Origin of the sequence: Sphingobium sp., assembly GCF_049304695.1 — a bacterium.
Classification (GTDB): domain Bacteria; phylum Pseudomonadota; class Alphaproteobacteria; order Sphingomonadales; family Sphingomonadaceae; genus Sphingobium.
On sequence record NZ_JBAQOK010000093.1, the window covers coordinates 135,048 to 159,201 of the forward strand.

20 protein-coding genes and 1 riboswitch are annotated in these 24,154 nt (G+C 63.3%); of the genes, 12 read left to right on the top strand and 8 right to left on the bottom strand.

The window, feature by feature from the left end; genetic code table 11:
- Positions 1-2: 2 nt before the first annotated feature.
- The 10 genes from ftsA to WA070_RS18255 all read left to right on the top strand — a co-directional run bounded on the left by ftsA (position 3) and on the right by WA070_RS18255 (position 12,546).
- Positions 3-1,289, top strand: a complete 1,287-nt coding sequence (gene ftsA, locus WA070_RS18210; protein ID WP_422635313.1) for a cell division protein FtsA — start codon at positions 3-5, stop codon at positions 1,287-1,289.
- Positions 1,290-1,398: 109 nt separating this feature from the next.
- Positions 1,399-2,838 (top strand): cell division protein FtsZ, encoded by a 1,440-nt coding sequence (gene ftsZ, locus WA070_RS18215; protein ID WP_422635314.1) that lies wholly within the window; start codon positions 1,399-1,401, stop codon positions 2,836-2,838.
- A 241-nt stretch (positions 2,839-3,079) separates the two neighbouring features.
- Positions 3,080-4,915 carry an SPOR domain-containing protein gene (locus WA070_RS18220; protein ID WP_422635315.1) on the top strand — a complete coding sequence of 612 codons (1,836 nt, stop codon included), beginning with the start codon at positions 3,080-3,082 and terminating at the stop codon, positions 4,913-4,915.
- A gap of 12 nt (positions 4,916-4,927) precedes the next feature.
- Complete coding sequence (locus tag WA070_RS18225) at positions 4,928-6,100, top strand: deoxyguanosinetriphosphate triphosphohydrolase (protein WP_422635316.1); 1,173 nt, start codon at positions 4,928-4,930, stop codon at positions 6,098-6,100.
- Between the two features lie 57 nt (positions 6,101-6,157).
- Positions 6,158-6,258, top strand: a riboswitch (glycine riboswitch).
- Between the two features lie 174 nt (positions 6,259-6,432).
- Entirely contained in the window at positions 6,433-7,596 is a 1,164-nt protein-coding gene (gcvT, locus tag WA070_RS18230) for a glycine cleavage system aminomethyltransferase GcvT (RefSeq protein WP_422635317.1), read from the top strand.
- Positions 7,597-7,623: 27 nt separating this feature from the next.
- On the top strand, positions 7,624-7,995 hold the full coding sequence (gene gcvH / locus WA070_RS18235) for a glycine cleavage system protein GcvH (protein WP_422635318.1): 372 nt from the start codon (positions 7,624-7,626) through the stop codon (positions 7,993-7,995).
- Between the two features lie 48 nt (positions 7,996-8,043).
- Positions 8,044-9,402 carry an aminomethyl-transferring glycine dehydrogenase subunit GcvPA gene (gene gcvPA / locus WA070_RS18240; RefSeq protein ID WP_422635319.1) on the top strand — a complete coding sequence of 453 codons (1,359 nt, stop codon included), beginning with the start codon at positions 8,044-8,046 and terminating at the stop codon, positions 9,400-9,402.
- Entirely contained in the window at positions 9,399-10,976 is a 1,578-nt protein-coding gene (gene gcvPB, locus WA070_RS18245; protein ID WP_422635320.1) for an aminomethyl-transferring glycine dehydrogenase subunit GcvPB, read from the top strand. The genes gcvPA and gcvPB overlap by 4 nt, the downstream gene beginning before the upstream one ends.
- The gene (locus tag WA070_RS18250; RefSeq protein WP_422635321.1) at positions 10,973-11,617 is read left to right on the top strand and encodes a DUF938 domain-containing protein; all 645 of its coding nucleotides are present in this window, start codon (positions 10,973-10,975) and stop codon (positions 11,615-11,617) included. The genes gcvPB and WA070_RS18250 overlap by 4 nt, the downstream gene beginning before the upstream one ends.
- 50 nt (positions 11,618-11,667) lie before the next feature.
- A complete protein-coding gene (locus tag WA070_RS18255) occupies positions 11,668-12,546 on the top strand; it encodes a hypothetical protein (protein WP_422635322.1) in 879 nt (292 codons plus the stop codon).
- Here the strand turns inward: WA070_RS18255 and WA070_RS18260 are convergent.
- From WA070_RS18260 to hrpB, 5 genes are all read right to left on the bottom strand, one after another.
- Positions 12,503-14,494 (bottom strand): ATP-binding protein, encoded by a 1,992-nt coding sequence (locus WA070_RS18260; protein ID WP_422635323.1) that lies wholly within the window; start codon positions 14,492-14,494, stop codon positions 12,503-12,505. The two genes, WA070_RS18255 and WA070_RS18260, sit on opposite strands and share 44 nt — an antisense overlap.
- 69 nt (positions 14,495-14,563) lie before the next feature.
- The gene (gene spt, locus WA070_RS18265) at positions 14,564-15,829 is read right to left on the bottom strand and encodes a serine palmitoyltransferase (protein WP_422635324.1); all 1,266 of its coding nucleotides are present in this window, start codon (positions 15,827-15,829) and stop codon (positions 14,564-14,566) included.
- A 125-nt stretch (positions 15,830-15,954) separates the two neighbouring features.
- Positions 15,955-16,197: an acyl carrier protein gene (locus WA070_RS18270; protein WP_422635325.1), complete on the bottom strand. Its 243-nt coding sequence runs from the start codon at positions 16,195-16,197 to the stop codon at positions 15,955-15,957.
- Positions 16,198-16,316: 119 nt separating this feature from the next.
- Positions 16,317-16,595: an NADH dehydrogenase ubiquinone Fe-S protein 4 gene (locus WA070_RS18275; protein WP_422635326.1), complete on the bottom strand. Its 279-nt coding sequence runs from the start codon at positions 16,593-16,595 to the stop codon at positions 16,317-16,319.
- Positions 16,596-16,651: 56 nt separating this feature from the next.
- Entirely contained in the window at positions 16,652-19,105 is a 2,454-nt protein-coding gene (gene hrpB, locus WA070_RS18280; protein WP_422635327.1) for an ATP-dependent helicase HrpB, read from the bottom strand.
- Positions 19,106-19,252: 147 nt separating this feature from the next.
- Here hrpB and WA070_RS18285 point away from each other — a divergent pair, with 147 nt between their 5' ends.
- Positions 19,253-20,866 (top strand): ATP-binding protein, encoded by a 1,614-nt coding sequence (locus WA070_RS18285; protein ID WP_422635328.1) that lies wholly within the window; start codon positions 19,253-19,255, stop codon positions 20,864-20,866.
- A gap of 12 nt (positions 20,867-20,878) precedes the next feature.
- Here the strand turns inward: WA070_RS18285 and WA070_RS18290 are convergent, their stop codons facing one another.
- Together WA070_RS18290 and WA070_RS18295 are read right to left on the bottom strand one after the other, a co-directional pair.
- Complete coding sequence (locus tag WA070_RS18290; RefSeq protein WP_422635329.1) at positions 20,879-21,658, bottom strand: TSUP family transporter; 780 nt, start codon at positions 21,656-21,658, stop codon at positions 20,879-20,881.
- 79 nt (positions 21,659-21,737) lie between these two features.
- Entirely contained in the window at positions 21,738-22,766 is a 1,029-nt protein-coding gene (locus tag WA070_RS18295) for a polyprenyl synthetase family protein (protein ID WP_422635330.1), read from the bottom strand.
- Between the two features lie 158 nt (positions 22,767-22,924).
- Between WA070_RS18295 and WA070_RS18300 the strand changes: the two genes are divergently transcribed.
- Entirely contained in the window at positions 22,925-23,203 is a 279-nt protein-coding gene (locus WA070_RS18300; RefSeq protein WP_422635331.1) for a chorismate mutase, read from the top strand.
- A gap of 13 nt (positions 23,204-23,216) precedes the next feature.
- Here WA070_RS18300 and WA070_RS18305 read toward each other — a convergent pair whose 3' ends face one another.
- Positions 23,217-24,107 carry a DMT family transporter gene (locus tag WA070_RS18305; RefSeq protein ID WP_422635332.1) on the bottom strand — a complete coding sequence of 297 codons (891 nt, stop codon included), beginning with the start codon at positions 24,105-24,107 and terminating at the stop codon, positions 23,217-23,219.
- Between the last annotated feature and the right edge of the window lie 47 nt (positions 24,108-24,154).

The following is a 24,154-nucleotide window of genomic DNA, read 5'->3' on the forward strand; positions in this document are numbered from 1 at the left end:
CCATGGCGCAGCCCAAGGTCGAAAAGCTGATTACCGCGATCGATATCGGTTCGTGGAAAGTATCCGCCCTCATCGCAGGGCGCACGGATACCGGCGAGCTGGCGATTCTGGGCACTGGCCAGCGCGAGAGCAGGGGCGTGCGGCGCGGCTTCATCGCCGACATGGAGCGCACCGAACTCGCCGTGCGCGAAACCGTCGAGCAGGCCGAACGGGTTGCTGGCACCAACATCGAGGATGTCTGGGTCAGCTTTTCCGGCGGCAGTCTGGTCAGCGATGTCGTCACGGTCGAGCGCGACATGAGCGGCTATCGTATCGAACAATCCGACATCGACGACCTGCTCACGACCGGGCAGCAGGGGATAGACCCGGACGGCCGCATCGTCCTGCATGCCCAACCAACCTGCTTTACCATCAATGGCAAGGTGCCGGTGAAGAAGCCGCTGGGAATGCATGCGGACTTGCTGGGCGTGGATATTCATGTCGTGCTGGCAGATGGTGCGCCGCTCGCCAATCTCGACCTGTGCGTGCGCGGTGCCTATCTGAACGTCAATTCCATCGTTGCCTCGCCGATCGCGACCGGGCTTGCATGCCTGTCGGAGGAGGAGCGCGATCTGGGCGTGGCGCTGGTGGAAATGGGGGCAGGCGTGACCAACGTGTCGCTCTATGCCGGGGGCATGCTGGTCGGGCTGCACTCGATCCCGATCGGCGCGTCGGACATTACCGACGACATCGCATCGGCCTTCGGCATCCGCCGCAGTCAGGCAGAACGGATCAAATGCTTTTATGGTTCGGCGATGCAAAATCCACGGGATTTCCGCGAGATGATCGAGATTGCGCCGCCCTATGGCGATGTCGCCGTCGCGGGGCAGGCGGCTGGTCCCAGCGCTGAAGGTGGCAAGATTACCCGCGCCGCGCTGGTTGGCGTCATTTGCGAACGGCTCAACATCGTGATGTCGGAAGTCAGCGCTGCCTTGGCGGGCATGGGCTTTAACACGCCGACTGGTCGTCAGGTGGTACTGACAGGTGGTGGAGCGGAAATGAAGGGCATCGCCGATTATGCGCAGGGCGCACTGGGCCGCGCGGTAAGGATTGGGCGGCCCCGTGGCCTGTCCGCCATGCCCGAAGCCCACAGCGGTCCGGCCTTTGCGACATTGGCGGGATTGGCGCTTTATGGCGCTTCCAACCCGGTTGATCTCCGCACGATGGCGCCCGCGCCGCAAACCGTGCATCGGATGGGCACTCCCCTATGGTGGCAACGGATGATGCGCGCGATGCGGACGAATTACTGATAAGAAATTGGATGAAGACGAAAATAGCTGGTGAAATACTCTATTTTCTGGTGTTAATATTTGGTGACGGTTGTCGCTTCCTGACGAGGAAGCTGAGGGAGCAGAATTTATGAGCATTGAGATCAGCCCGCCCCATGTGGACGAACTGAAGCCGCGTATCGCGGTCATCGGCGTCGGCGGTGCGGGCGGCAATGCCATCGCGAACATGATTGCGGCCCATGTCGAGGGCGTCGATTTCATCGTCGCCAATACCGACGCGCAGGCGCTGAACGCATCGCCCGCCGAACGGCGCATCCAGCTTGGTCCGCAAATAACCGAAGGCCTTGGCGCAGGGTCGCGGCCGGAAATCGGCAAAGCGGCGGCTGAAGAAACGATCGCGGCGGTCGAACAGGCGCTGGAAGGCGCACATATGTGCTTCATCGCCGCTGGCATGGGTGGCGGCACCGGCACCGGCGCTGCGCCCGTCATTGCAAAGGCCGCGCGCGACAAGGGCATCCTGACCGTCGGCGTCGTGACCAAGCCATTCACGTTTGAAGGCAATCGCCGCATGAAGTCGGCGGAATCGGGCATCGACGAACTGCAAAAGCATGTCGATACGCTGATCGTCATTCCAAACCAGAATCTGTTCCTGATCGCCAATCCGAACACGACCTTCAAAGAAGCGTTCCAGATGGCGGACGAAGTGTTGCAGCAGGGGGTGCGCGGCATCACCGACTTGATGGTGATGCCTGGCCTCATCAACCTGGATTTCGCCGACGTGCGGTCCGTGATGGGTGAAATGGGCAAGGCGATGATGGGCACCGGCGAAGCAGAGGGCGACGGTCGCGCGCTTCAGGCGGCAGAAAAGGCCATCGCCAATCCGCTGCTCGACGGTGTATCGATGCGCGGCGCAAAGGGCGTTATCGTCTCGATTGTCGGCGGTGAAGACATGCGGCTCATGGAAGTCGACGAAGCCGCCAATCACATTCGCGAATTGGTGGATCCAGATGCGAACATCATCTGGGGCAGCGCGTTCAACGACAATCTGAACGGCAAGATTCGCGTATCGGTGGTCGCTACCGGCATCGACAATGAAATCGGCAACCACGCTGCGCCGCTGACCCAGCCGTTCAGCTTCGCCAGCCGTCCGGCTGTTTCAGTGCCTCAATCAAACTCGTCCAGCGCAACACGTGCCGCTGCTGCGCCCGTGGCAGCGCAGCAGCCTGCGCCGGAACCCGAAGCGCTTGAACTCGACGTGCCCGAAGCACCGGCCCCGGTATCCTTCGCTCCTCCCGCCACACCGGCGCCGACCCCCGTCGCTGCGTCGCGCCCGGCTGCAGTGTTTTCGGATGAAGATTCGGAAGACGAACTGGTGTTGGGTGCTGACAGTGCCGAAACGCCTCCCGCTCCAGCCGCCGCGCAGCCTGCGCCACGCGTTGCAACTGGAGGAACGCTGTTCGAACGCATGGCGGGCCTGACACGCGGATCGGAAAAAGCACCGGGCGCAGCCGAGGAAGGAAATGGCGGCCTCGACATTCCGCGTTTTCTCAATCGGCAGAATAATCAGTAAAGACGCGGCGCGTCCTTGACGCATCGTACTTTTAAAAGCGCGCCGTCGGTCCTGTAAGGCGACCCGGCGCGCTTTTTCGTTCTGGCAATTTCCTATTCAGGCGATGTTCGGTTAAATCCGGCTCGACCATGAAGGCAGTTTAATTTTAACGCGATTCTACGAGCGGCGGGGAGTGCGGCCGAGCGGGAAATCCTTGTAAGGCGCCACTGTGAAACATATTTTCCCCTGGCTTTTTTGTGGCATGGCCCTCTCATCCATTGCGCAAGCACAAACGGACCAGTCCCAATTGGTGCGTCCGCTCGGTGCCGCCGATCTCAACAGCAATCTCGCCCGGCTGGCCTCCAATCCGCGGGATGTGTCCGCCCTGATAGGGGCAGGGGAAGCGGCGCTGGCGCTCGATGATCCACGCGCTGCCGCTGGTTTCTACGCACGGGCCGATGCCATCGAAAACAGCAATGGCCGCATCAAGGCCGGGCTTGGTCGCGTCATGCTAAAATTGCAGAACCCTGCCCAATCCCTGATCCTGTTCGATCAGGCGACCCGGCTGCGTTATCCAGAAGCCACGATCCTGGCTGACCGTGGACTTGCCCGCGATATGACCGGGGATCAGGCTGGCGCACAAAAGGATTATCAGGCGGCATTGCAACGCACGCCGGATGACGCGGAAACAATTCGCCGTTACGCGGCATCGCTGGGCATATCCGGGCATGTCGAAGCGTCCGATCGCGTCATGCAACCCCTTTTCTTCAAAAGCGACCGTGCCGCCTGGCGATATCGCGCCTTCATTCTGGCAATGAACAACCGACAGGCGGATGCACAGAAAATCGCGTTGCAAACTATGCCCGCGCAACTGGCGGCCGCGATTACGCCCTACATGCAGAAAATGCCCTATCTGACCCCGGCGCAAAAGGCGGCGGCGGTGCATTTCGGCCATTTCCCGGCGCAGGTAGGCACGACCATTGCAGCGGTCATTCCGACGCCCTTGGCACCCGAATCCGGCGCGCCTGCTATGGCGCGTACTCCGCCGACCGTGGTCGCCGCCGCACCTGCCAAGGCTCCGACCCGTCGCGAAACAGCGAGCGACCGCCGTGCCCGCCGCGCAGAGGAACAGCGCCAGCAACGCGACGCCACGCGCCTTGCCAGAGCGGACGCGAAGCGCTCGACACCAATGACGACGCCCGCGCCTGCTCCCATGCAGCCAGCGAAGTCGGTCCCGGCACAGACACTGCCTCCGGTTCCGACACCTGCCCCCACGCCGACTCGGCAAGTCGCTGCCCCGGTTCAGACGGTTCAGCCTATACCCACGCCAACGCCTTCCCCCACACAGCCTGTTCGACAGGCGACAGCACCTGATCGCGCAGTGCAGGGGCCACCCGCACCGGGCTTCGATTCGGTTGCAACCGCCCGGAGCGCTACGGCTCCGACCAGCCAACCCGCACCTGCGCTGGCGCAGGCAGATGTCCCTGCACAGTCAGCGCCGCCGCCATCGGCCGCGACGCCGCCCGAACCCACCAGGTCCGTTCCAGCGGCGCCGGTTGTGACACAGCAGCCTGACCCACAGGCAACCCGCACTCTGGCGGACATCATCCGCGCCATCGACGTGCCCGCATCCGAACGCCAGTCGAGCGTTGCCGCTGTAGACCTCACCGAAATTCAGGCTTTGCAGGCAGCCCGCCGTGCCGAACGCAAAGTCGCGGCGGCAAGCGAAGCCGAGAAGACGCGTAAAGCCGCCGTCGCAAAGGCAAAGGCGGAAGCCGATGCCAAGGCGAAGAAGGAGGCCGAGGAGAAGAAGCGACTGGCCGCCAACCCATCGCGCAATTGGCTTCAGATCGGTGTCGGGTCCAGCAAGTCGGCGCTGGCCTTCACCATGAAGGGGCTGCGCAAGAAATATGACAGCCTGAACGCGCAGGACGCCTGGAGCGCGTCATGGGGTCGCACCAACCGGCTGCTGGTCGGTCCTTTTGCCAGCTTCACGCGCGCCAAGGCGGTGGAGGACAAGATCAAGGCAGGCGGGGGTGACGCCTTTGCATGGAAAAGCGATGCGGGAGAGGTGGTCGAACGGCTGGGCGGCGAGTAGAGAAGGCGTCCTATGACGATCCTCGCGCCCTATGCCTGCCATCCTGCCGCCAGCCGTGGCCGCCTCTATCCCGAACCGGGCGGAGAGGTGCGTGGTCCGCGCGACATGTTCCAGCGCGACCGGGACCGGATCATTCATTCGATCGCCTTTCGCCGCCTGCGCCACAAGACGCAGGTTTTCGTGTCGCCCGACGGCGATCATTTTCGCGTCCGCCTGACCCACAGTCTGGAAGTCGCGCAGATCGGCCGCACAACGGCGCGCACGCTGGGCCTGAACGAGGATCTGACCGAGGCGCTGTGTCTGGCCCATGACATCGGCCACCCGCCCTTCGGCCACGCGGGCGAAGACGCGCTGGAGGCCGCGCTCGACGGCCATGGCGGCTTTGACCACAACGCCCACACGCTGCGCACGCTGATGCTGCTGGAAAGCCCCTACCCGTTATTTTCCGGACTGAACCTGAGCTGGGAAATGCTGGAGGGGCTGGCCAAGCATAATGGCCCGATCGACAAGCCAAGCTGGGCGATGCGCGAACTCGACGCGCTCTTTCCGCTGGACCTCACCAGCCATGCGTCGCTCGAAGCGCAGCTTGCTGCGATCGCCGACGACATCGCCTATGACAATCACGACATTGACGACGGGCTGCGCGCCGGGTTGCTGACGCTGGAACAACTGCTCGAAGTCCCCTTTGTCGCGCGATGCTGGGACCGGGTGCGCGCACGCTATCCCGATGTGCCGCAGGACAGGTTGCTGCGCGAACTTGTGCGCGAACAGATCGGCGTGATGGCCAACGACCTGATCGCCGCGACCCGCGCCAACATCGCGGAATCACGGGTCGAGACGGTCGAGGACGTGCGTGCGCTGGGCCGCACGCTGGTTGCCTTCTCGCCCGACCTTGCCGCGCAGGAACGGGATCTCAAGCGCTTCATGTATGCGACGCTCTACCATCATCCCGAACAGCTGGCGGCGGCGGACCGCGCGCGGGTGATCGTCACCGATCTTTTCCGTGCCTATCAGGACCGCCCCGACCTGATGCCCGGCGAATGGCGCGACGCCTGCGTGCTGGACGAACCGGCGCGCAGCCGCCACATCGCCGACTTCATCGCGGGCATGACCGATCGTTACGCTGAAAATCGCCATGCGGAAATTTTTGGTGTGGATGCTTTGGCTGCCCTTTCGACCGATTGACGCGCCCGTGCATTTGCCGCAATGCACGGGGGTCTCCGGCGACGAGGATTCGTTGTCGGGCACGATGCGGGAGAGCATGGGCGGCCTTTCAGGCCAGGCCCGTCGCCGAAGGAGCAACCGCCCCGGAATCTCTCAGGCCAAAGGACCGCATCGCGCGCAGGCACTCTGGAAAGCGGACGGATAATGCCGTCCCACCGAAGGGGTAAGCCATGCGGCCGCAAGGTTGCTGGTGAAAGCTCTCAGGTTCCGTGACAGAGGGGGTGGCAATGCGAAAGGTCCGTTCAGGGCTATTTCGTCCTGTCGCCACGCCTCAATTTACGGAAAGGCCGCGCATGACCGGCAAGGACGATATCGCTCTCATCGAAGAAGAACGCCCGTTGGAGGCGCTGCCGCTTGACGCATGGCATCGTGCGCAGGGCGCGCGCATGGTGGGCTTCGCGGGCTATCACATGCCGATCCAATATGAAGGCATCATGGCCGAGCATAGCTGGACCCGTGAGCATGCGGGCCTGTTCGACGTCAGCCATATGGGCCAGATCACTTTCTCGGACGAAGTTGGCGGCGCCCAGGTGGACGAAGCGCTTGAACTCCTCCTGCCCAGCGATATCAAGGGATTGAAGCACTTTCGCCAGCGTTATTCGATGTTGCTCGATCAGGATGGCGGCATTCTCGACGACCTGATGGTCTCGCGCCCCGGCGATGGCGCGTTCGACGGCGCGGCCATATATATGGTCGTCAACGGCGCGACCAAATATGACGACATGGGCTGGATGATCGAACATCTGCCCGATGACATCGTCATGAACCATATGGCCGACCAAGCGCTGCTGGCGCTGCAAGGGCCGGAAGCAGGCGACGTGCTGGCCAGCCTGCTTCCCGCGACTGCCGACTTGCTGTTCATGCAATCTGGTCCCTTCATCTGGAACGACATAGCTCTTTGGATCAGCCGTTCGGGATATACCGGCGAAGACGGCTTCGAAATCAGCGTGCCTGCCGATGCGGTGGAATCGCTGACCCAAGCACTGTGCGCCCTGCCACAGGTCAAGCCGATCGGCCTTGGCGCACGCGATTCGCTGCGTCTGGAGGCTGGGCTGCCGCTCTACGGTCATGACCTGACGCCTGCTGTCAGCACGATCGGCGCGGACCTTGGCTTTGCCATCCAGAAGCGGCGTCGTGAGGAAGGCGGTTTCATCGGACATGGGCGCATCGTCAAGGAATTGGCCGATGGTCCCGGCACCAAGCGCGTCGGCCTCAAGATCGAAGGCCGCCTGCCTGCGCGAGAAGGCGCATCGATCTATGCTGGCGATGTGCTGGTAGGCGAAGTGACGTCCGGCGGTTTCGCGCCCAGCGTCGGCGCGCCGATCGCCATGGGCTGGGTCAGCCTGCCGCATGCCGCGCTCGACACAGCGCTGGAGATCGAAGTGCGTGGCAAGCGCATCGCCGCTGTGGTCGCGCCCATGCCGTTCGTTCCGCATCGCTATCGCCGCAAGGCCTGACATCTTTTTTCCGAAGGGAGGCAATCCATGAGCCGTTATTTCACCGACGAACATGAATGGATCGACGTCGAGGGCGAAATCGCCACGGTCGGCATCACTGATTATGCGCAGGAACAACTAGGCGACATCGTGTTCGTCGAACTGCCTGCCGAAGGCGCAACCTTCGACAAGGGCGATGACGCCGCCGTCGTTGAATCGGTCAAGGCCGCGTCGGACGTCTACGCGCCGATTTCCGGCGAAGTGGTCGAATCCAACGGTGCGCTCGAAGACGAGCCTGCGCTGGTGAACAGCGATGCGGAAGAGGACGGCTGGTTCTTCAAGCTGCGCATCACCGACGCCAGCGAGCTGGAGGGCCTGATGAACGAAGCCGCCTACAAGACCTTCGTCGCGGGCCTCTAAGCAGCATATAAGTCCCTCCCTTTTTAAGGGAGGGGGGAGTTTTGGAACATGCGCTACCTACCCCTAACTGACACCGATCGGCAGGACATGCTCGCCGTCATCGGCGCGAACAGTATCGACGATCTGTTCGTGGATGTGCCCGCGCAGGCGCGGCTTTCCGGCACGATCCCCGGTTTGCCCGATCATGCGAGCGAGCTAGCGGTCGAACGCCATATGGCCGCTTTGGCCCGCCAGAATCTGTCGGCAGGGGAGGCGCCCTTTTTCCTGGGTGCTGGCGCATACAAGCACCATGTTCCGGCCAGCGTCGATCATCTGATCCAGCGCGGCGAGTTCCTCACGGCCTATACCCCCTATCAGCCCGAAATCGCGCAGGGCACATTGCAGGTGTTGTTCGAATTTCAGACGCAGGTCGCACGCCTGTTGGGTTGCGACGTCGCCAACGCATCCATGTACGACGGATCGACCGCCTGCTGGGAAGCGATCGTCATGGCCCGCCGCATCACCAAGCGTGGCAAGGCGATCCTGTCGTCAGGCCTGCATCCCCATTACGTCTCCGTTGCTGACACCATGGCGAAGTTCACCGGCGACACGCTGTTGCACGATGCGCCGACTCTGGAAGCCACCACCGACATTGATGCTCTGATCGCCGGGATTGACAAGGACACCAGCTGCGTCGTCGTCCAATATCCCGACATATTGGGCCGCATTGCCGATTTGACCCCACTGGCCGACGCGGCCCATGCCGCTGGCGCATTGCTGGTCGCGGTCGTCACCGAACCAGTGGCGCTGGGCGCGATCAAGGCGCCCGGCGCGATGGGCGCGGACATCGTCGTGGGCGAAGGCCAATCGATTGGCGTGGGCCTTCAGTTTGGCGGACCCTATCTCGGCCTGTTCGCGTGCAAACAGAAATATGTCCGCCAGATGCCCGGTCGCCTGTGTGGCGAAACGGTGGATGCAGCAGGCAAGCGCGGCTTCGTGCTGACGCTCTCGACCCGCGAACAGCATATCCGCCGGGAAAAGGCGACGTCGAACATCTGCACCAATTCAGGGCTTTGTGCGCTGGCATTCAGTATTCACATGACCCTGCTGGGTGAAGCTGGCCTGCGTGAAATGGCAACGCTCAACCATGCGCTGGCCGTGCAGGCCGCTGATCGCCTGGCCAAGGTGCCCGGCGTCACGATACTCAATGACAGCTTCTTCAACGAATTTACGTTGATCCTGAACAAGGACGCGCGCGACGTCGTGCGCACCCTGGCGGATAAGAATATTCTTGGCGGCGTCTCGCTCGGCCGCCTGTTCCCCCACGCGCCGCAGATCGGCCACGGCCTTGTCGTGGCGGTGACCGAAACGGTCACGGCGGAGGATATCGAAACATTGGCCAAGGCGCTTGAGGAGGAACTGGCATGAGCATGCTCAAGGAGGGCCGCCCCACCGCACCGACGCCGGTCCCTGTCAACGAAGCCCATATGTCCCCCACGACGGCCACCGGCAACCGCGCGCTGATGCTGGAAGAAGCGCTGATCTTCGAGATCGGATCGACCGCCACCACCGGCGTCGATTTCGCGCCAGCGCCGCAGGTCGCCAGCCGTCTGGGCAATCTGGCACGCACGGATTCCATCGGCCTGCCGGGCTTGTCCGAACAGGAAACGGTGCGTCACTATACGCGCCTCAGCCGCCAGAATTATGCCATCGACCTTGGCCTGTTTCCGCTTGGTAGCTGCACGATGAAGCATAATCCCCGTCTGAATGAAAAGGTCGCGCGGATGCCCGGCTTTGCCGACATTCATCCGCTTAGCCCCCAATCGACGGTGCAGGGTGCGCTCGCCGTCATACATGAACTGGCTGGTTGGCTGGTGACGCTGACAGGCATGCATTCCGTCGCGATGAGTCCCAAGGCTGGCGCCCATGGCGAACTCTGCGGCCTTCTGGCGATCCGTGCAGCATTGGAAGCACGCGGCGACGCCCGCAGCGTCATCCTGGTCCCCGAAAGCGCGCACGGCACCAATCCCGCAACCGCCGCCTTTTGCGGATACAAGGTGGAGGATATCCCCGCCACGCCAGAAGGCCGCGTCGATCTGGAAGCGCTCAAGCGTCGGCTTGGCCCGGACGTCGCGGGGGTGATGATCACCAACCCCAACACCTGCGGCCTGTTCGAACGCGACATGAAGGTGATTTCCGATGCGGTCCATGCCGTCGGCGCCTTCGTCTATTGCGACGGCGCGAACTTCAACGCGATCGTCGGTCGCGTGCGGCCCGGTGATCTGGGCATCGACGCGATGCACATCAATTTGCATAAGACCTTCTCCACCCCCCATGGCGGCGGCGGTCCGGGTTCCGGCCCGGTGGTGCTCAGCGAAGCGCTCACCCCCTTCGCCCCCTTGCCCTTTGTCGAAAAGCAGGGCGACCTGTTCGTGCTGGTCGAGGAAGAGACTGCGGGCGAACATCATGCCGGTACATTCGGCCGCATGGTCGCCTTCCACGGCCAGATGGGCATGTTCACCCGCGCGCTGGCCTATATCCTCAGCCATGGCGCGGACGGCTTGCGTCAGGTTGCGGAGGATGCGGTCCTCAACGCCAACTATATCCTGCGCAGTCTGGACGATGTGCTGGACGCGCCGTTTGGCGGCAGTGGCCCATGTATGCATGAGGCGCTGTTCAGCGACAAGGGACTGGCCGAAGGCTTCACCACGCTCGACATCGCCAAGGGACTGATCGACGAAGGCTTCCACCCGATGACCATGTATTTCCCACTGGTCGTCCATGGTGCGATGCTGATCGAACCCACAGAGACTGAAAGCAAGGCGGCGCTGGATCAGTTCATCATGGCGCTGCGCAGCCTGGCGCAGCGCGCCAAGGCTGGAGACGAGGCATTGAAGGGCGCGCCCTATCACGCCCCGCGCCGCCGCCTCGACGAAACGCTGGCTGCGCGCAAGCCAGTGCTGACGTGGAGCGAACCGGACCTGGCGCAGGCCGCCGAATGACCGACGGGCCGGAGCCTTGGCAGCCAGGCTCCGGCCCAGCGATCGCGGGCAAGCGCCATGCCCCTGCGACGCTGCGCAACCGCGACGCCATCCTTGCGATCCTGCGGGATGAATTGCCCGCATCTGGTCTGGTGCTGGAGGTAGCGAGCGGCAGCGGCGAACATGCCGTCCACTTTGCCGCCGCTTTGCCTGCGCTGGATTGGCAACCGACTGATCCCGACCCTGCGGCGCTGGCGTCTATCGAGGCATGGCGCGCTGAGGTTGACCTGCCCAACCTGCGTTCAGCGCTTCTGCTTGACGCGGGCCAGTCGTGGCCGATGCAACAGGCATCCGCCATCCTGTGCATTAACATGGTGCATATCAGCCCATGGGAAGCGACCTTAGGCCTGTTGGCCAGAGCGGGTGCGGCGCTACCACTCGGCGGTTTGCTCTATCTCTATGGTCCCTTTGTCCGCGCGGGCGTGGACACCGCCCCCAGCAACCAAATGTTCGACGCCTCGCTCAAGGCCCGCGATGCACGGTGGGGTTTGCGGTCGGTAGAGGCGGTCGAGGCTGCCGCCGTGGCGCATGGGCTGATACTCGATCGCCTGATCGACATGCCTGCGCATAATCTCTCCCTTCTCCTGCGTCGCCGGGATTGAAAGACCGGGGCGCTCCTGCGAAAGCCGATGGGCAACCCTATAGTGATCCTATGTCCAGCCAACTCTTGCCCCTTGTCACCGCAGAACTGACCGCACCCGCCGATCCGCGCGCCGCCGCCATGGCCGGCGCGCTTGCCGCCCAATACCCGCAAGCCGCCCGTGCCGTTCTCTTTTATGGTTCCTGCCTGCGGGAAGCCAATCTCGACGGCCTGATGCTGGACTTCTACCTGATCGTGTCTGACTATGGTGCTGCATATGGAAATAGCTGGCTCGCTCGCGCGAACGCCGCCATCCCGCCCAACGTTTTTCCATTCGCGCATCAGGGGCTGATCGCCAAATATGCGGTGCTATCGGAAGCCGACTTTGCCCGGCTGACCAGCACGGCAGCGGACAATGTTTCGGTCTGGGCGCGTTTTGCGCAGCCTTCGCGCCTGCTCTGGGCAGCGGACGATCTCGCCTGGCAACGCGCCATTGCCGCCGTTGCCAGCGCCACGCCGACGCTGCTGTCGCTTGCACGTCCGATGGCAGAGGGAGAGGGAGATGTCGTTGCGCTGTGGCGAACCGGCTTTACCCTGACCTACGATGCTGAATTGCGGGCGGAGCGGACGGGCCGATCGCTGTCGATAGTGGATGCCGACCCCGATCGCTACCGCCGCTTTGGCCAAGCCGCATTGGCCGACGGATTGCCGCCGTCGCCGACCAACGCATTGGGTCGCTGGCGCGCACTCCAAAGGCGGGGCAAATGGCTGTCCGTCGTCCGTCTGGCAAAGGCCAGTTTCACTTATGCGGGCGGGATCGACTATCTGGCATGGAAGATCAACCGGCACGCCGGGACGGCCATCACGATCAAGCCATGGCAGAGGCGCTGGCCCCTGCTGGGCGCGATCACTCTGCTGCCGCGGCTGTTCCTGGGTGGTGCGATTCGGTGAGCGCCGATGACAGGGCGTTGCCCAGCGCCAGAAGCGTATAGGGTTTGCGCAGCACTTCATGCCCTGCGAAATCGATGCTCTGCGTCGCGTCCCCCGCGTAGCCGGTGACGAACAGGACAGGCAGGTGACCGTGGGTGGCGGCCAGTGCGCGCACCATTTCAGGGCCAGTCATGTCGGGCATCAACACGTCGCTGACGATCAGACCAATGTCGTCATTATGGTCCAATAGTCTCGCCGCCTTGGATGGATGATCGCAGGCGATCGGTAAGTGGCCCAGTTCTGCCAGCGCCGCCATCGTCTGCTTCAGGACACGCGGATCATCCTCCACCACCAATATGCGGGTCGGAGGGTGCGTGACGGGCGTTCGTTCCACCGTCACCGTCGGTGCCGGTCCGGCACCTGTCGCAGCGATCCGTCGAGGCAGGTAGATATGGACGCTGGTGCCGTTGCCCGGCTCCGATTCGATGCGGATTTCCCCCTCGCACTGGCGTACGAAGCCGAAAATCTGGCTGAGTCCCAGTCCCGTACCCTTGCCCACGGGTTTGGTGGTAAAGAAGGGTTCGAACACGCGGGTCAGCACGTCTCCGCTCATGCCGCATCCATCGTCGGTCACCGTCACCACGACATAGTCGCCTGCTGGACATTCACCGATCTCTCCGGCCATCAATACGACCTGATCGGAACTGATGACCAACTCGCCTCGTCCATCCATGGCGTCACGGGCGTTGACGCACAGATTGAGGATCGCATTTTCCATCTGATGTTGATCGACAAATATGTGCCAGCCCTGCGCCTCATGCCGCAATTTCACTTTGATCTGGTCGCCGATGGTGCGGTCGATCAGGTCGGCCATGCCCGATAGCAGTGTGTTGGGATCGACCATGCTAGGGAGTAAAGGCTCAGAACGTGCAAATGCCAGCAAGCGGCGAGTCAGGGCAGATGCCCGGTGCGCGCCATCCATCGCATTGTCGAGATGGCGACCTGCTTCTTCCGGCTTCACTTTGATATGCCGCTTCGCCAGTTCCAGACCGCCGACGACGACGGCCAGCATATTGTTGAAATCATGGGCAATGCCACCCGTCAACTGGCCGACAGCATCCATTTTCTGCATCTGGCGCAGATGCTCCTCCGCCGCCGCACGCTCGTTCGTTTCCTCCTGCAACCGCTCATAGGCCTCGCTCAGCTCAACCGTGCGCGCCCGCACCGCAGCGTCCAGACGGTCGGCCCGTTCGGTTTCCATATCGGCCAGGCGACGGGCGGTCCGGCGATCCGCATAGGCGGTCTGCGCAAACCACGCCGCCACCAGAACGCACACGAACATGATCAGGCCGATCAGGCGTGATGTCTTGCCGACGAACTCCGTGCGGTTCCCCGCCAGCGTGACCGCGCGGCTGCGTTCACGCAAACGCGCATTTTCAGCGCGGATCACGATGTCGAGCAGGGCGGTTATCCGCCGTAGATCCTGCGAACTGCCAGCCTGATGAAAGCGGCCAAGCGCTGACATTTTCTGGTCATAGGTGGTGCGCAGGCCGATTTCATTCAGGGTCTTGCCGCGCTGAATGAAGGCGTAGGTGAGCGCTTCCACATTGCCATGTTGCCACCCGGTCGACCGGGTGGCGTAGGTCAACACCTTCAACTGACTGGCGGCGGATCGCCATTGGTCCTGAAACAACCGGCCAGTGTCGGGATCGAGGCTGATGACATAGCGGGCCAGCGTCACTTCGGCGCGCGCGATCTTCGCCTCGAACCCGCGCGCCAGCACCATGATCTCGAAACTGTGGCGTTGTTCGTCGAGCGCCTGCTCATGGTCGCGCGCCGCGCCACTGGCATTATATAAAAGCGCGCCGAGCGAACCGATCAGCAGCACGACGATCAACAGCGGGATGAAGCGCCGGGCGGCGGCGCGCCATGCCGTGTCGGCCTCATCAAGATAGTCGTCCCCTGCCATCGACCGTTACAGTATCTCAACAGCCATGGTCGCGAAACCCCGTCACTTGGAACGTGTCGATACCTGCCCTTACGCGCCGATCGCGCCAGTCGCCTTGCCTGCCGTTTCGAACATGCCGATAATCTGCTCGACCTGCTCTTCGCTATGGTCCGCGCACAGCGAACAGCGCAGCAGGAATGTGCCTGCCGGTGTTGCGGGTGGGCGCGCCATGTTCACATACAGGCCCAATTCCAGCAGCGTCTGCCATATGGCGACCGCCTGCGCCTGATCGTTCAGGATGACCGCGATGATCGCCGATTGCGGCGTCGCCGTGCCGAGCTTGAAGCCCAGGTCGGTCAACCCGCCATGCAGCCGCTTGCTGTTGGTCCACAGGCGCTGGCGCTTGTCGCCTGCGTGCATCAGCTTGCGGATGCTCGTTGCCGCAGTGGCGACCACGCTGGGCGGCAACGATGCGGTGAAGACATAGGGGCGGCATACAAGGCGCAGAATCTCGAACTTGGGATGGTTCGATACGCAAAATCCGCCCACTGTGCCGACCGACTTCGAGAAAGTGCCGACCACGAAATCGACGTCCTTCTCGACGCCCTGTTCTTCATAGACGCCACGGCCATTGGCGCCGAAAAAGCCCATGCCGTGGGCCTCATCGACCAGGATCATGCAATTGGGATGCTTGCGGATCGCGGCGACCATGTCAGGGAGGGGGGCAATGTCGCCCAGCATCGAATAGACGCCCTCCAGCACCACCAGCTTGAGCGCATCGGCGGGCAAACGGCCAAGCCGCTTGTCCAGATCCTCGACGCTGTTGTGGCGGAAGCGCACGATGTCGGCATCGCCCAGGAAACAACCGTCATAGATGGACGCATGGCTGTCGGCATCCAGCACGACATAGTCGCCCTTGCCCGCCAGCGTCGAAATGACGCCCAGATTGGCCTGATAGCCGGTCGAAAAGACCATGGCGGAGGATGTGCCGTAAAATTCCTTGAGCGCGTCCTCGACTTCGCGATGGCCCTGATAGGTGCCATTGAGCACGCGGCTGCCGGTGGTGCCTGCGCCAAACTCGTCCAGTGCCTGCTTGCCTGCCGCAACCACGTCCGGGTCGAACGTCATGCCCATATAATTATAGGTGCCGAGCAGGATGGTTTCCTTGCCCTTGATGATCGCGCGGGTGGGGGACAGCACCTGGTCCATCACGATCGCAAAGGGGTCGCGAACACCGGTGGCCATCAGGGCTTCGCGTTCTGCGATCAGCGCGTCGAACTTGGAAAAAAGATCGCGTGCGTCCGGCACCTCGGCAGGGCTGTGGGCGTCGTTTGCGGTTTCTGCGGCTTGGGTCATCGTTGCTTTCCTATAACCGTTCGCTGTGAGCGGCCTGTGTCAAAACGCCGATCGCATCCCATATCCGTATAACTGCCGGGTCACTTGGCTCATCGGCGTTTCAGGACGAACGGACTATCTTTGGTTCAGGCTTTCAGCTTCTCGACCGCGTCCACCAACTGGCCAACGGTTTCGATTTCGGCCTGCATGTTCATAGTGATCAAAATGTCGAATTCATCTTCGATCGCCGCGACGAAGTCCATCACGGTCAGGCTATCCCACTCCAGGTCGCCTGCAAAGCTGGTGCTTTCGGTCAGCGCGACGCCCTTTTTGTTGAAGGGCGCGATCTGCGCTGTCACGCTATCGAAAATGTCGCTGCGATCCGTCATTCTGGTTAGTTTCTTCCCGTCAAAACACGGCTTTTGCCGCCTCGGCCCGCCTCTTGGCAAGGGAATAAGGCGGCAATCGGGCAGCATCCCGCCCGAAATCGCACGAGGCCAATCCGCGCTTAACGAAAATTGTCGGCGTAGGCCTGTAATTTCAGTGTCTTGGGCGGGGTCGCGATGACGGTGTAGGCAATGCCCTGCTTTTCTGCATAGGCCTTTGCCGCCGCTTCGGAAGGGAAGTTGAGCTTCACCTGCTGGCGGGTATCGCCGGACCCCGCCCAACCGGTCAGCGGATCGGCCTGCTTGGCTTCTGCGGGCGCATGTTCCAGCACCCATTTATGGGTCAGCGCCTTGCCGGACTGGAGGGCGTTTTTCTGAACTTGATAAATGCGCGCGCTCATCGCGTTGGAACTCCGGTAAATCGTCATGCTGCGTTGCACCAGCGGCGGTTGCGAAGTCAAGACTTGGTGCGATCACCATGACGTGCATCGGCGCGTTTGGTCCGCAATGTAGCGTCTGATCCGACGGGATCGTCGGGCCAGGGATGGCGCGGATAGCGGCCGCGCATCTCTTTGGCGACTGCGGTCCAACTGCCTGACCAGAATCCCGGCAGGTCGCGGGTCGTCTGAATGGGGCGACCGGCAGGAGAGGTGAGAGAAAGGACCAGCGGAATGTGCGCGCTGCCAACGACTGGATGTTCGGCCAGCCCGAACAGCGCCTGCACCCGCAATTCCACGCGTGGTCCGCCCTCGGCTGCATAATCGATCGCATGGCTGCTGCCGGCCGGCGATCGGAACTCCGGTGGGGCCAGGCGGTCGAGCCGCTGCTTGCCGTCCCAGCCGATCAGTCCTTCCAGGACCGCCGACAGGTGCGAACGGTCGATGTCTGACAAGCGACGCTTGCCCTGCAACAGCGGCGGCAGCCATTCGTCCAGGCTGTCGATCAACGCCGCGTCGGACACCATTTCCATCGCGGCAAAGCCAGCGCGCATCCGCAAAGACCGTGCGCCGTCGGACCAGGGCAGCAGATCGATTCCACCCTGCCTGACGCCATCAGTCAATGCCGCAACTATGGCATCGGGATCGGGCCGGTCGTCGGAGCCGGACGACAGGCGCAACGCGCCCAGCCGTCGCTCCCGCAAGGCTTCGATACCGCCATTGGCGGGGCGAAAGCGCACGCTGCGCTGCTCAACGATATGGTCGCCAAATAATACCAGCACGTTCGCCTCGCTGATCGGTGCGGCGGACAGGATGCGCGCGCCTGCCGCGCTTCCCTGAACTTCGCCGACCGCCAGCCATTCTTCGCGCGCCAGCGGTGACAGGGGATCGAGCCGGAACCCGCGCCCGCCGACACTTGCCCAGTCCGCGCCATCGGCCGATCGCCGTTTGGCAACCCGGTCGGGGAAAGCCAGCGCCAGGCACAGCCCTGCATCCTGCCCGCTCCGCAAATCTTGCGCCCCGCCGACCAATCTCGCCCACCGCTTCGCCATCGCCCGCCCGGCATCGGCCCGCTTGCCGCTTTCCCGTCGCCAGCGTTGCAGCCGCAGCGTCAGGTCGGTGTCCTGTCCGCCGATACCGCGCTCGCCCAGCAGCACTGCGACCTCCGCTGCCGTCTGCGCCATGCCGCGCTCCGCCGCGCGCACCAGCATATGGGCGATGCGCGGAGAGAGCGGCAAAGTCGCCAGCACCTTCCCATGTGGCGTGATGCGTCCATCGGTATCCAGCGCGTCCAGGCTCGTGAGCCGCGCCCGCGCTTCGCTGACCGCAGCGGCGGGCGGCGGATCGAGCCAGCGCAGGGATGCGGGATCGTTCACGCCCCATAGCGCGCAGTCGAGCAGCAGGCTGGACAGGTCGCTTTCCAGCATTTCGGGCGGGTCGAACGGCGGCATCCCCGCGTTCGCCGCCGCTTCCCACAGGCGGTAAGCCACACCGGGCCGTTGCCGTGCCGCGCGGCCCGCGCGCTGGGTCGCCGCCGCCTGGCTTGCGCGCTCGGTTACCAGCCGGGTGACGCCCGCCGCCCGGTCATAGCGGGGACGCCGGGCCAGCCCACTATCGACCACGATGCGCACGCCGTCGATGGTCAGGCTGGTTTCGGCGATCGACGTCGCCAATATGACCTTGCGCCGTCCATCGCGTGACGGGCGGATCGCGGTGCGTTGCGCACCGGGGTCCAGCGATCCGTGCAGCATATGCACATCATATCCGCCGCCATCGATCCTTTCCGCCGTGCGCTCGATCTCCCGCACGCCGGGTAGAAAGGCGAGCAGGTCGCCCTCTGGCTCCTCGCTCAACGCGCGACGGATCGCCGCTGCCATCTCATCCTCGATCCGCTTTTTCGTGTTGCGGCCGATATGGCGTAGCTCTAACGGCTGGATACGCCCTTCGCTTTCAATCACAGTCGCACCATCCAGCAGCGCGGCAAAGCGGGCGCCGTCGAGCGTCGCCGACATGGGCAAGATGCGCAGGTCCGGCCGCAGCGCGCCTTGCGCATCCAGCGCCAGCGCCAACCCGAAATCGCTGTCCAGGCTGCGCTCATGCACTTCGTCGAACAGCACCGCCGATACGCCCGACAGTTCAGGATCGTCCTGGATGTGTCTGACGAAAATCCCTTCGGTCAGCACCAATAGGCGCGTGCGCGCGGATTGTTTGCTGTCCATCCGGGTGGCATATCCCACTGTGCCGCCCGGCGTTTCGCCCATCATTTCGGCGATCCGCTCCGCTGCCGCACGCGCCGCCAGCCTGCGCGGCGATAACAGCAAGACCTGTCCCGTACACCATGGCTCGTTCAGCAGCGCGGGCGCGACTGCCGTCGTCTTGCCTGCGCCCGGCGGAGCAACCAGCACGGCATTGCTGCCGGATCGCAAAGCAGCGAGTAATTCGGGCAGGACAGCGTGGATGGGCAGGGCGATCATGCCCGTTCCTGTCGCGCCATTGACCGGAAATCGCAAGCCGTTCAAATCGAATAGGCACGCAGGGAAACTCTTGTCCCTTCACACGTTCTCGGGTGACTTTGATCAATTGCCTGGCGCCGACGCAGCGCAACTGGAGTCGATGCGACAATGCAGGGTCTAACCGGGGGCGCCGAACGGTATCGCGCTTTTTTCGAAGCGATGGACGACGGTTTCTGCATCATCGAATTTCTGGATGGCCCCCACGGACCGCTTAGTGATTACATTCATGTCGAAGCGAATGATGGCTATGCGCGTAACACGGGTATCCCCGATGTCGTTGGTCAAAAGGTGCGCGAAATGGTGCCTGACGAAGCCGATGGCTGGGTCGAACTCTATGGCAGCGTTCTGCGCACTGGTGAGCCTATCCGATTTCAGCGCGAACTGGTGGCGACCAGCCGCTATCTGGAGGTATCCTCCTTCCGCGTCGGGACGTTCGAGGATCGCCAGGTCGCCGTTCATTTCAAGGATGTGACTGACCGCATCAATGCGGAAAAGGCGCTGTTGCAGCTCAACGAGACATTGGAAGCACGCATCGCGCAGGCGCTAAGCGAGCAGGAGGAAACGCAGGCAGCCCTGCGTCAGGCGCAGAAGATGGAGGCGGTGGGCCAACTGACCGGCGGCCTGGCCCATGACTTCAATAACCTGCTGGCGGGCATTTCCGGTGCGTTCGAAATGATCGCCCTGCGGCTGGCGCAAGGGCGATCGGGGGACGTCGAACGTTATCTGTCGGCCGGACAGGGGGCCACCCGCCGCGCCGCTGCGCTCACGCACCGACTGCTCGCCTTTTCCCGCCGCCAGACGCTGTCGCCCAAACCGATTGTCATCAATCGGCTGTTTGCGGACCTTAGCGAACTGGTGCGACGCACTGTGGGGCCGCAGATCGACGTGCAGACGGTGGAGGCGGGAGGCCTGTGGCCCGTGCTGGTCGATGTAAATCAGCTGGAAAATGCGCTGCTGAACCTGTGCATCAATGCGCGGGACGCAATGCCCGATGGTGGCACGATCACCATCGAAACCGCCAATCGCTGGTTGGACGACCGGATTGCGCGCGAACAGGGGCTTTCGGCTGGCCAATATGTGACCGTATGCGTGAGTGACACTGGCACCGGCATCGACAAGGCGATAATCGACCGGGTGTTCGACCCGTTTTTCACGACCAAGCCGATGGGCGAAGGGACAGGCCTTGGCCTGTCGATGGTCTATGGTTTTGCGCGGCAGAGCCATGGCCATGTGCGGATATATTCCGAAATCGGCGATGGCACGATGGTGTGCATCTACCTGCCGCGCCATCGGGGGGAAGAGGAGGAGGACGCGCCACAGTTACTGGATGGCGTAAAGGATGCCGACGCGGGCGAAACGATACTGGTGATCGACGATGAACCCACCGTGCGGATGTTGATGGTCGATGCGCTCAGCGATATGGGTTATGCCTGTCTGGAAGCAGGGGACGGCCCATCAGGCCTCAAGATCATCGAATCGGGTGCGAGGATCGACTTGCTGGTTACTGACGTCGGTCTTCCCGGTGGCCTCAACGGGCGTCAGGTCGCCGATGCGGCGCGGGTGTCACGACCTGATCTGAAAATCCTGTTCGTTACCGGCTATGCGGAAAACGCCGTGCTGAACCACGGTCATATCGAACATGGCATGGAAGTGTTGACCAAGCCGTTCGTCGTGGATGAACTGCGTCGACGCGTGGCGACGCTGTTGCTCCAGCCGGACTGACCGCGTCGGGTTTCAGCCGAATAGATAGATGTGGATCGGGTTCTTCGGGTCCAGCAGCATCTTGGCCGTCAGGGCGAGGGACATGACGATCAGCAGCGGCTTGATCAGCCGGGATCCGAACCGCATCGCCAGATGAGATCCCACCTGTCCACCGACGATGCTGCCCACCGCCATGGTCAGGCCCGCGACCCACAGCACATGTCCGCCCGCCAACATCGTCAACAGACCCGCGACATTGCTGGCGAAATTGGCGGCCTTGGTCTGGGCCGTCGCACGCAGGATGGACAAGCCTCCCATCGCCAGAAAGATGGTGGTGTAAAACGCGCCCGCACCCGGCCCGAAAAAGCCGTCGTAAAAGCCGATGACGCCGACCATTGCGCTCAAAGCCACCATGCCGACGCGCGCATGGCGGTCGGCATCGCCCAATTTGGGGGAGAAGCTGAAATAGGCGGCGATGACGATCAGCAGGGCAGGCATCAATCCAGCGAGAATCGACGGATCGACCCGCTGCAACAGCCACGCGCCGCCCACCGATCCGACAAAGGCCGCGATGACCGGCGCCCTGTAGGTCTTAAGGTCCATATGACCGCGCCGGGCATAGGCGACGCAGGCGCCGAAGGTGCCGAAACAGCTTTGCAGCTTGTTGGTCGCGACCGCCTGAACGGGCGGAATGCCCGCCGCCATCAGCGCGGGCAGGGTGATAAGGCCGCCGCCGCCTGCCATCGCGTCGATACATCCGGCCATGAGCGCGGCAGCCATCAGAAAGCCAAGGGTTTCAGGCGACAGGATCATTGACATTCGGGCTTTCGAACGCGCGCAGGCGAAGAGCGAGGAGGGGCATCCGATCCAACGATCATTCGCCGCCTTGTCCTCAATAGGCGCGCGCGATGGCGAACTCTACTGCTTCGGTCAGCGCGGCGCGGACATTGCCAGAGGGGAACATGCCCAGCGCGTCGATCGCGCGCTGACCATATAGTCGTGCGCGGGCCATCGTGTCGCCGATCGCCCCTGTCTTGCGCAGCAGGTCGGTCGCGTGGGCCAGATCGTCGTCGCTGATCTTGTGCCCTGCGATCGCCGCTTTCCAAAAGGCACGATCCTCTTCGCTGCCACGGGCGTAGGCCAGAATGACCGGCAGAGTGACCTTGCCATCGCGGAAGTCGTCGCCAGCATCCTTGCCCATGGTCGCGCCGTCGGATTCATAATCAATCGCATCGTCGATCAACTGGAACGCGATGCCAAGGTTACGACCATAGACATCGAGCGCCTGCTCTTCCGCTTCACCGCGTTCGGCGACTACGGCGGATATGCGGCATGCGGCGGCGAACAGCGCGGCGGTCTTGGCGCCGATGATGTCGAGATACTGGTCCTCGCTCGTGTCGATTTTGCGCTGGGCGGTCAACTGGTTGACCTCGCCCTCCGCGATCACGGCGGATGCGTCGGCCAGGATGCGCAGCACCTTGAGCGATTCCGCTTCCACCATCAGTTCGAACGAGCGGGAGAAGAGGAAGTCGCCCACCAGCACGCTGGCGCTGTTGCCCCAGATGATGTTGGCGGTCTTGCGCCCACGGCGCAGGCCCGATCCATCGACCACGTCGTCGTGCAGCAGCGTGGCGGTGTGGATAAATTCCACCGCGGCCGCCAGCTTGTAATGGCGATTGCCTGCATAGCCGACCAGATCGGCGCAGGCGAGGGTGAGCATCGGGCGCAATCGCTTGCCCCCGCCGGCGATCAGATGTCCGGCCAGTTCGGGGATCAGCGGGATGCGCGATTGCATGCGGTCCACGATCACGGCGTTGACCTGATTCATGCCGCCTGCGACCAGCGACATGATCGGGGCGAGCGAGGGCGCGCCATTGGCGCGGGCGATGGGGTGGACGTTACCGGGGGCTGGTGCTGTCATGACCTGCGTCCCTTGGCGGCGGGAAAAGCAGATGGCAAGCGGGAATAGCTTGCGCGCTCCGCCGGATGGGGCAAAAGACGCGCCGAACATTTGATGGACGCATCGCAGGCGGGCGGAAAACCGGTGCCTGCTGCGATGGCCCGTGTGGAAGGACCGACATGGACGACACCCTGCAACGCTATCGCGAAAGCATCGACAATATCGACGCGGCGCTGGTGTTCATGCTGGCTGAGCGATTCAAGGTGACGCAGGCCGTGGGCGAATATAAGGCCACCCATGCCCTGCCGCCCGCCGACGCAGGGCGCGAGGAGCAGCAGATCACCCGCCTGCGCCAGTTGGCGCTCGACGCGAAGCTGGACCCGGATTTTACCGAGAAATTCCTGCGCTTCATCATCGATGAAGTGATCCGCCATCATGAACGGTTGCGTGACGCCTGACCCCTTGCGCCGTTCAGGCCGGTTCGGTCAGTTCCGCGCGCCGGGGCTGTGACCGCCCCAGCAGCACGCCACCCAGCGCCAGCGCGAATCCGGCCAGTTGCACCGGTCCCAGCCGCTCGCCGAACAGGAGCCAGGCTTCGATGGCGGCCAGCGGCGGGACGAGCAGCAGCAGCATCGACATGCGCGTTGGTCCCTGATGCCGCACCAGCCAGACCAGCAGGCTAAGGCCCGCGGCCGACAGGCCCAGCACCGACCAGCCAAGCCCGAACCACAGGACCGGGGCATTGTCCCACCGCCATTCGCCCACGATCAGCGTGGCAAGGATCGCGACCAGCGCGCCGCCCAGATTCTGCACCGCACCTGACATCAGGATAGGGTCGCCCGCGATCGCGCCACGCTGGATCAGCGTGCCGCCGGTCATGGCGATGATCGCGGCGATCCCCGCGACCATGGGGATGAGCGTGATCGACCCTACGCCAGTGCGCTCCAGCGCGGGCAGCAGGACGCAGGCGACTCCGGTGATCGCGATCGCCAGCCCTGCCCAGGCCCGGCCGGGCAACTTTTCGCCCATCAAGGCCACGCTCGCCACCGCGACCATCAGCGGTTGCAGCGACCCCAGCAGGGACATGACGCCGGCAGGCATGCCCCGACTGACCGCCCACCAGCTGACCGTCAGGTACAGGCCGTGGAGCATGGCCCCGGCGGCCAGATGCAGCGCCAGCCGCTTGCCCCGTGGAAAAGCCTGCTGCGCATAGAGCGCGCAGCCCCCCAACAGCAGGGTGGTAAGGGGCAGCCGGATCGCAAGGATGAGTTCGGGCGCCCCATGCGGCACCACGGCGCGGGCGACGATGAAGCCAGTGGACCAGATGAGGACGAACAGGATGGAGGCACCGAGACCGAACATGCCGCCGCCTTTGGCCCACAGGTCGTCCTATGTCGAGCGGAGCGTTG

Bases quoted from the DNA above. Each gene is read 5' to 3' on its own strand.
- ftsA (WP_422635313.1), top strand. From the start codon at position 3: ATGGCGCAGCCCAAGGTCGAAAAGCTGATTACCGCGATCGATATCGGT.
- ftsZ (WP_422635314.1), top strand. From the start codon at position 1,399: ATGAGCATTGAGATCAGCCCGCCCCATGTGGACGAACTGAAGCCGCGT.
- WA070_RS18220 (WP_422635315.1), top strand. From the start codon at position 3,080: ATGGCCCTCTCATCCATTGCGCAAGCACAAACGGACCAGTCCCAATTG.
- WA070_RS18225 (WP_422635316.1), top strand. From the start codon at position 4,928: ATGACGATCCTCGCGCCCTATGCCTGCCATCCTGCCGCCAGCCGTGGC.
- gcvT (WP_422635317.1), top strand. From the start codon at position 6,433: ATGACCGGCAAGGACGATATCGCTCTCATCGAAGAAGAACGCCCGTTG.
- gcvH (WP_422635318.1), top strand. From the start codon at position 7,624: ATGAGCCGTTATTTCACCGACGAACATGAATGGATCGACGTCGAGGGC.
- gcvPA (WP_422635319.1), top strand. From the start codon at position 8,044: ATGCGCTACCTACCCCTAACTGACACCGATCGGCAGGACATGCTCGCC.
- gcvPB (WP_422635320.1), top strand. From the start codon at position 9,399: ATGAGCATGCTCAAGGAGGGCCGCCCCACCGCACCGACGCCGGTCCCT.
- WA070_RS18250 (WP_422635321.1), top strand. From the start codon at position 10,973: ATGACCGACGGGCCGGAGCCTTGGCAGCCAGGCTCCGGCCCAGCGATC.
- WA070_RS18255 (WP_422635322.1), top strand. From the start codon at position 11,668: ATGTCCAGCCAACTCTTGCCCCTTGTCACCGCAGAACTGACCGCACCC.
- WA070_RS18260 (WP_422635323.1), bottom strand. From the start codon at position 14,494: ATGGCAGGGGACGACTATCTTGATGAGGCCGACACGGCATGGCGCGCC.
- spt (WP_422635324.1), bottom strand. From the start codon at position 15,829: ATGACCCAAGCCGCAGAAACCGCAAACGACGCCCACAGCCCTGCCGAG.
- WA070_RS18270 (WP_422635325.1), bottom strand. From the start codon at position 16,197: ATGACGGATCGCAGCGACATTTTCGATAGCGTGACAGCGCAGATCGCG.
- WA070_RS18275 (WP_422635326.1), bottom strand. From the start codon at position 16,595: ATGAGCGCGCGCATTTATCAAGTTCAGAAAAACGCCCTCCAGTCCGGC.
- hrpB (WP_422635327.1), bottom strand. From the start codon at position 19,105: ATGATCGCCCTGCCCATCCACGCTGTCCTGCCCGAATTACTCGCTGCT.
- WA070_RS18285 (WP_422635328.1), top strand. From the start codon at position 19,253: ATGCAGGGTCTAACCGGGGGCGCCGAACGGTATCGCGCTTTTTTCGAA.
- WA070_RS18290 (WP_422635329.1), bottom strand. From the start codon at position 21,658: ATGATCCTGTCGCCTGAAACCCTTGGCTTTCTGATGGCTGCCGCGCTC.
- WA070_RS18295 (WP_422635330.1), bottom strand. From the start codon at position 22,766: ATGACAGCACCAGCCCCCGGTAACGTCCACCCCATCGCCCGCGCCAAT.
- WA070_RS18300 (WP_422635331.1), top strand. From the start codon at position 22,925: ATGGACGACACCCTGCAACGCTATCGCGAAAGCATCGACAATATCGAC.
- WA070_RS18305 (WP_422635332.1), bottom strand. From the start codon at position 24,107: ATGTTCGGTCTCGGTGCCTCCATCCTGTTCGTCCTCATCTGGTCCACT.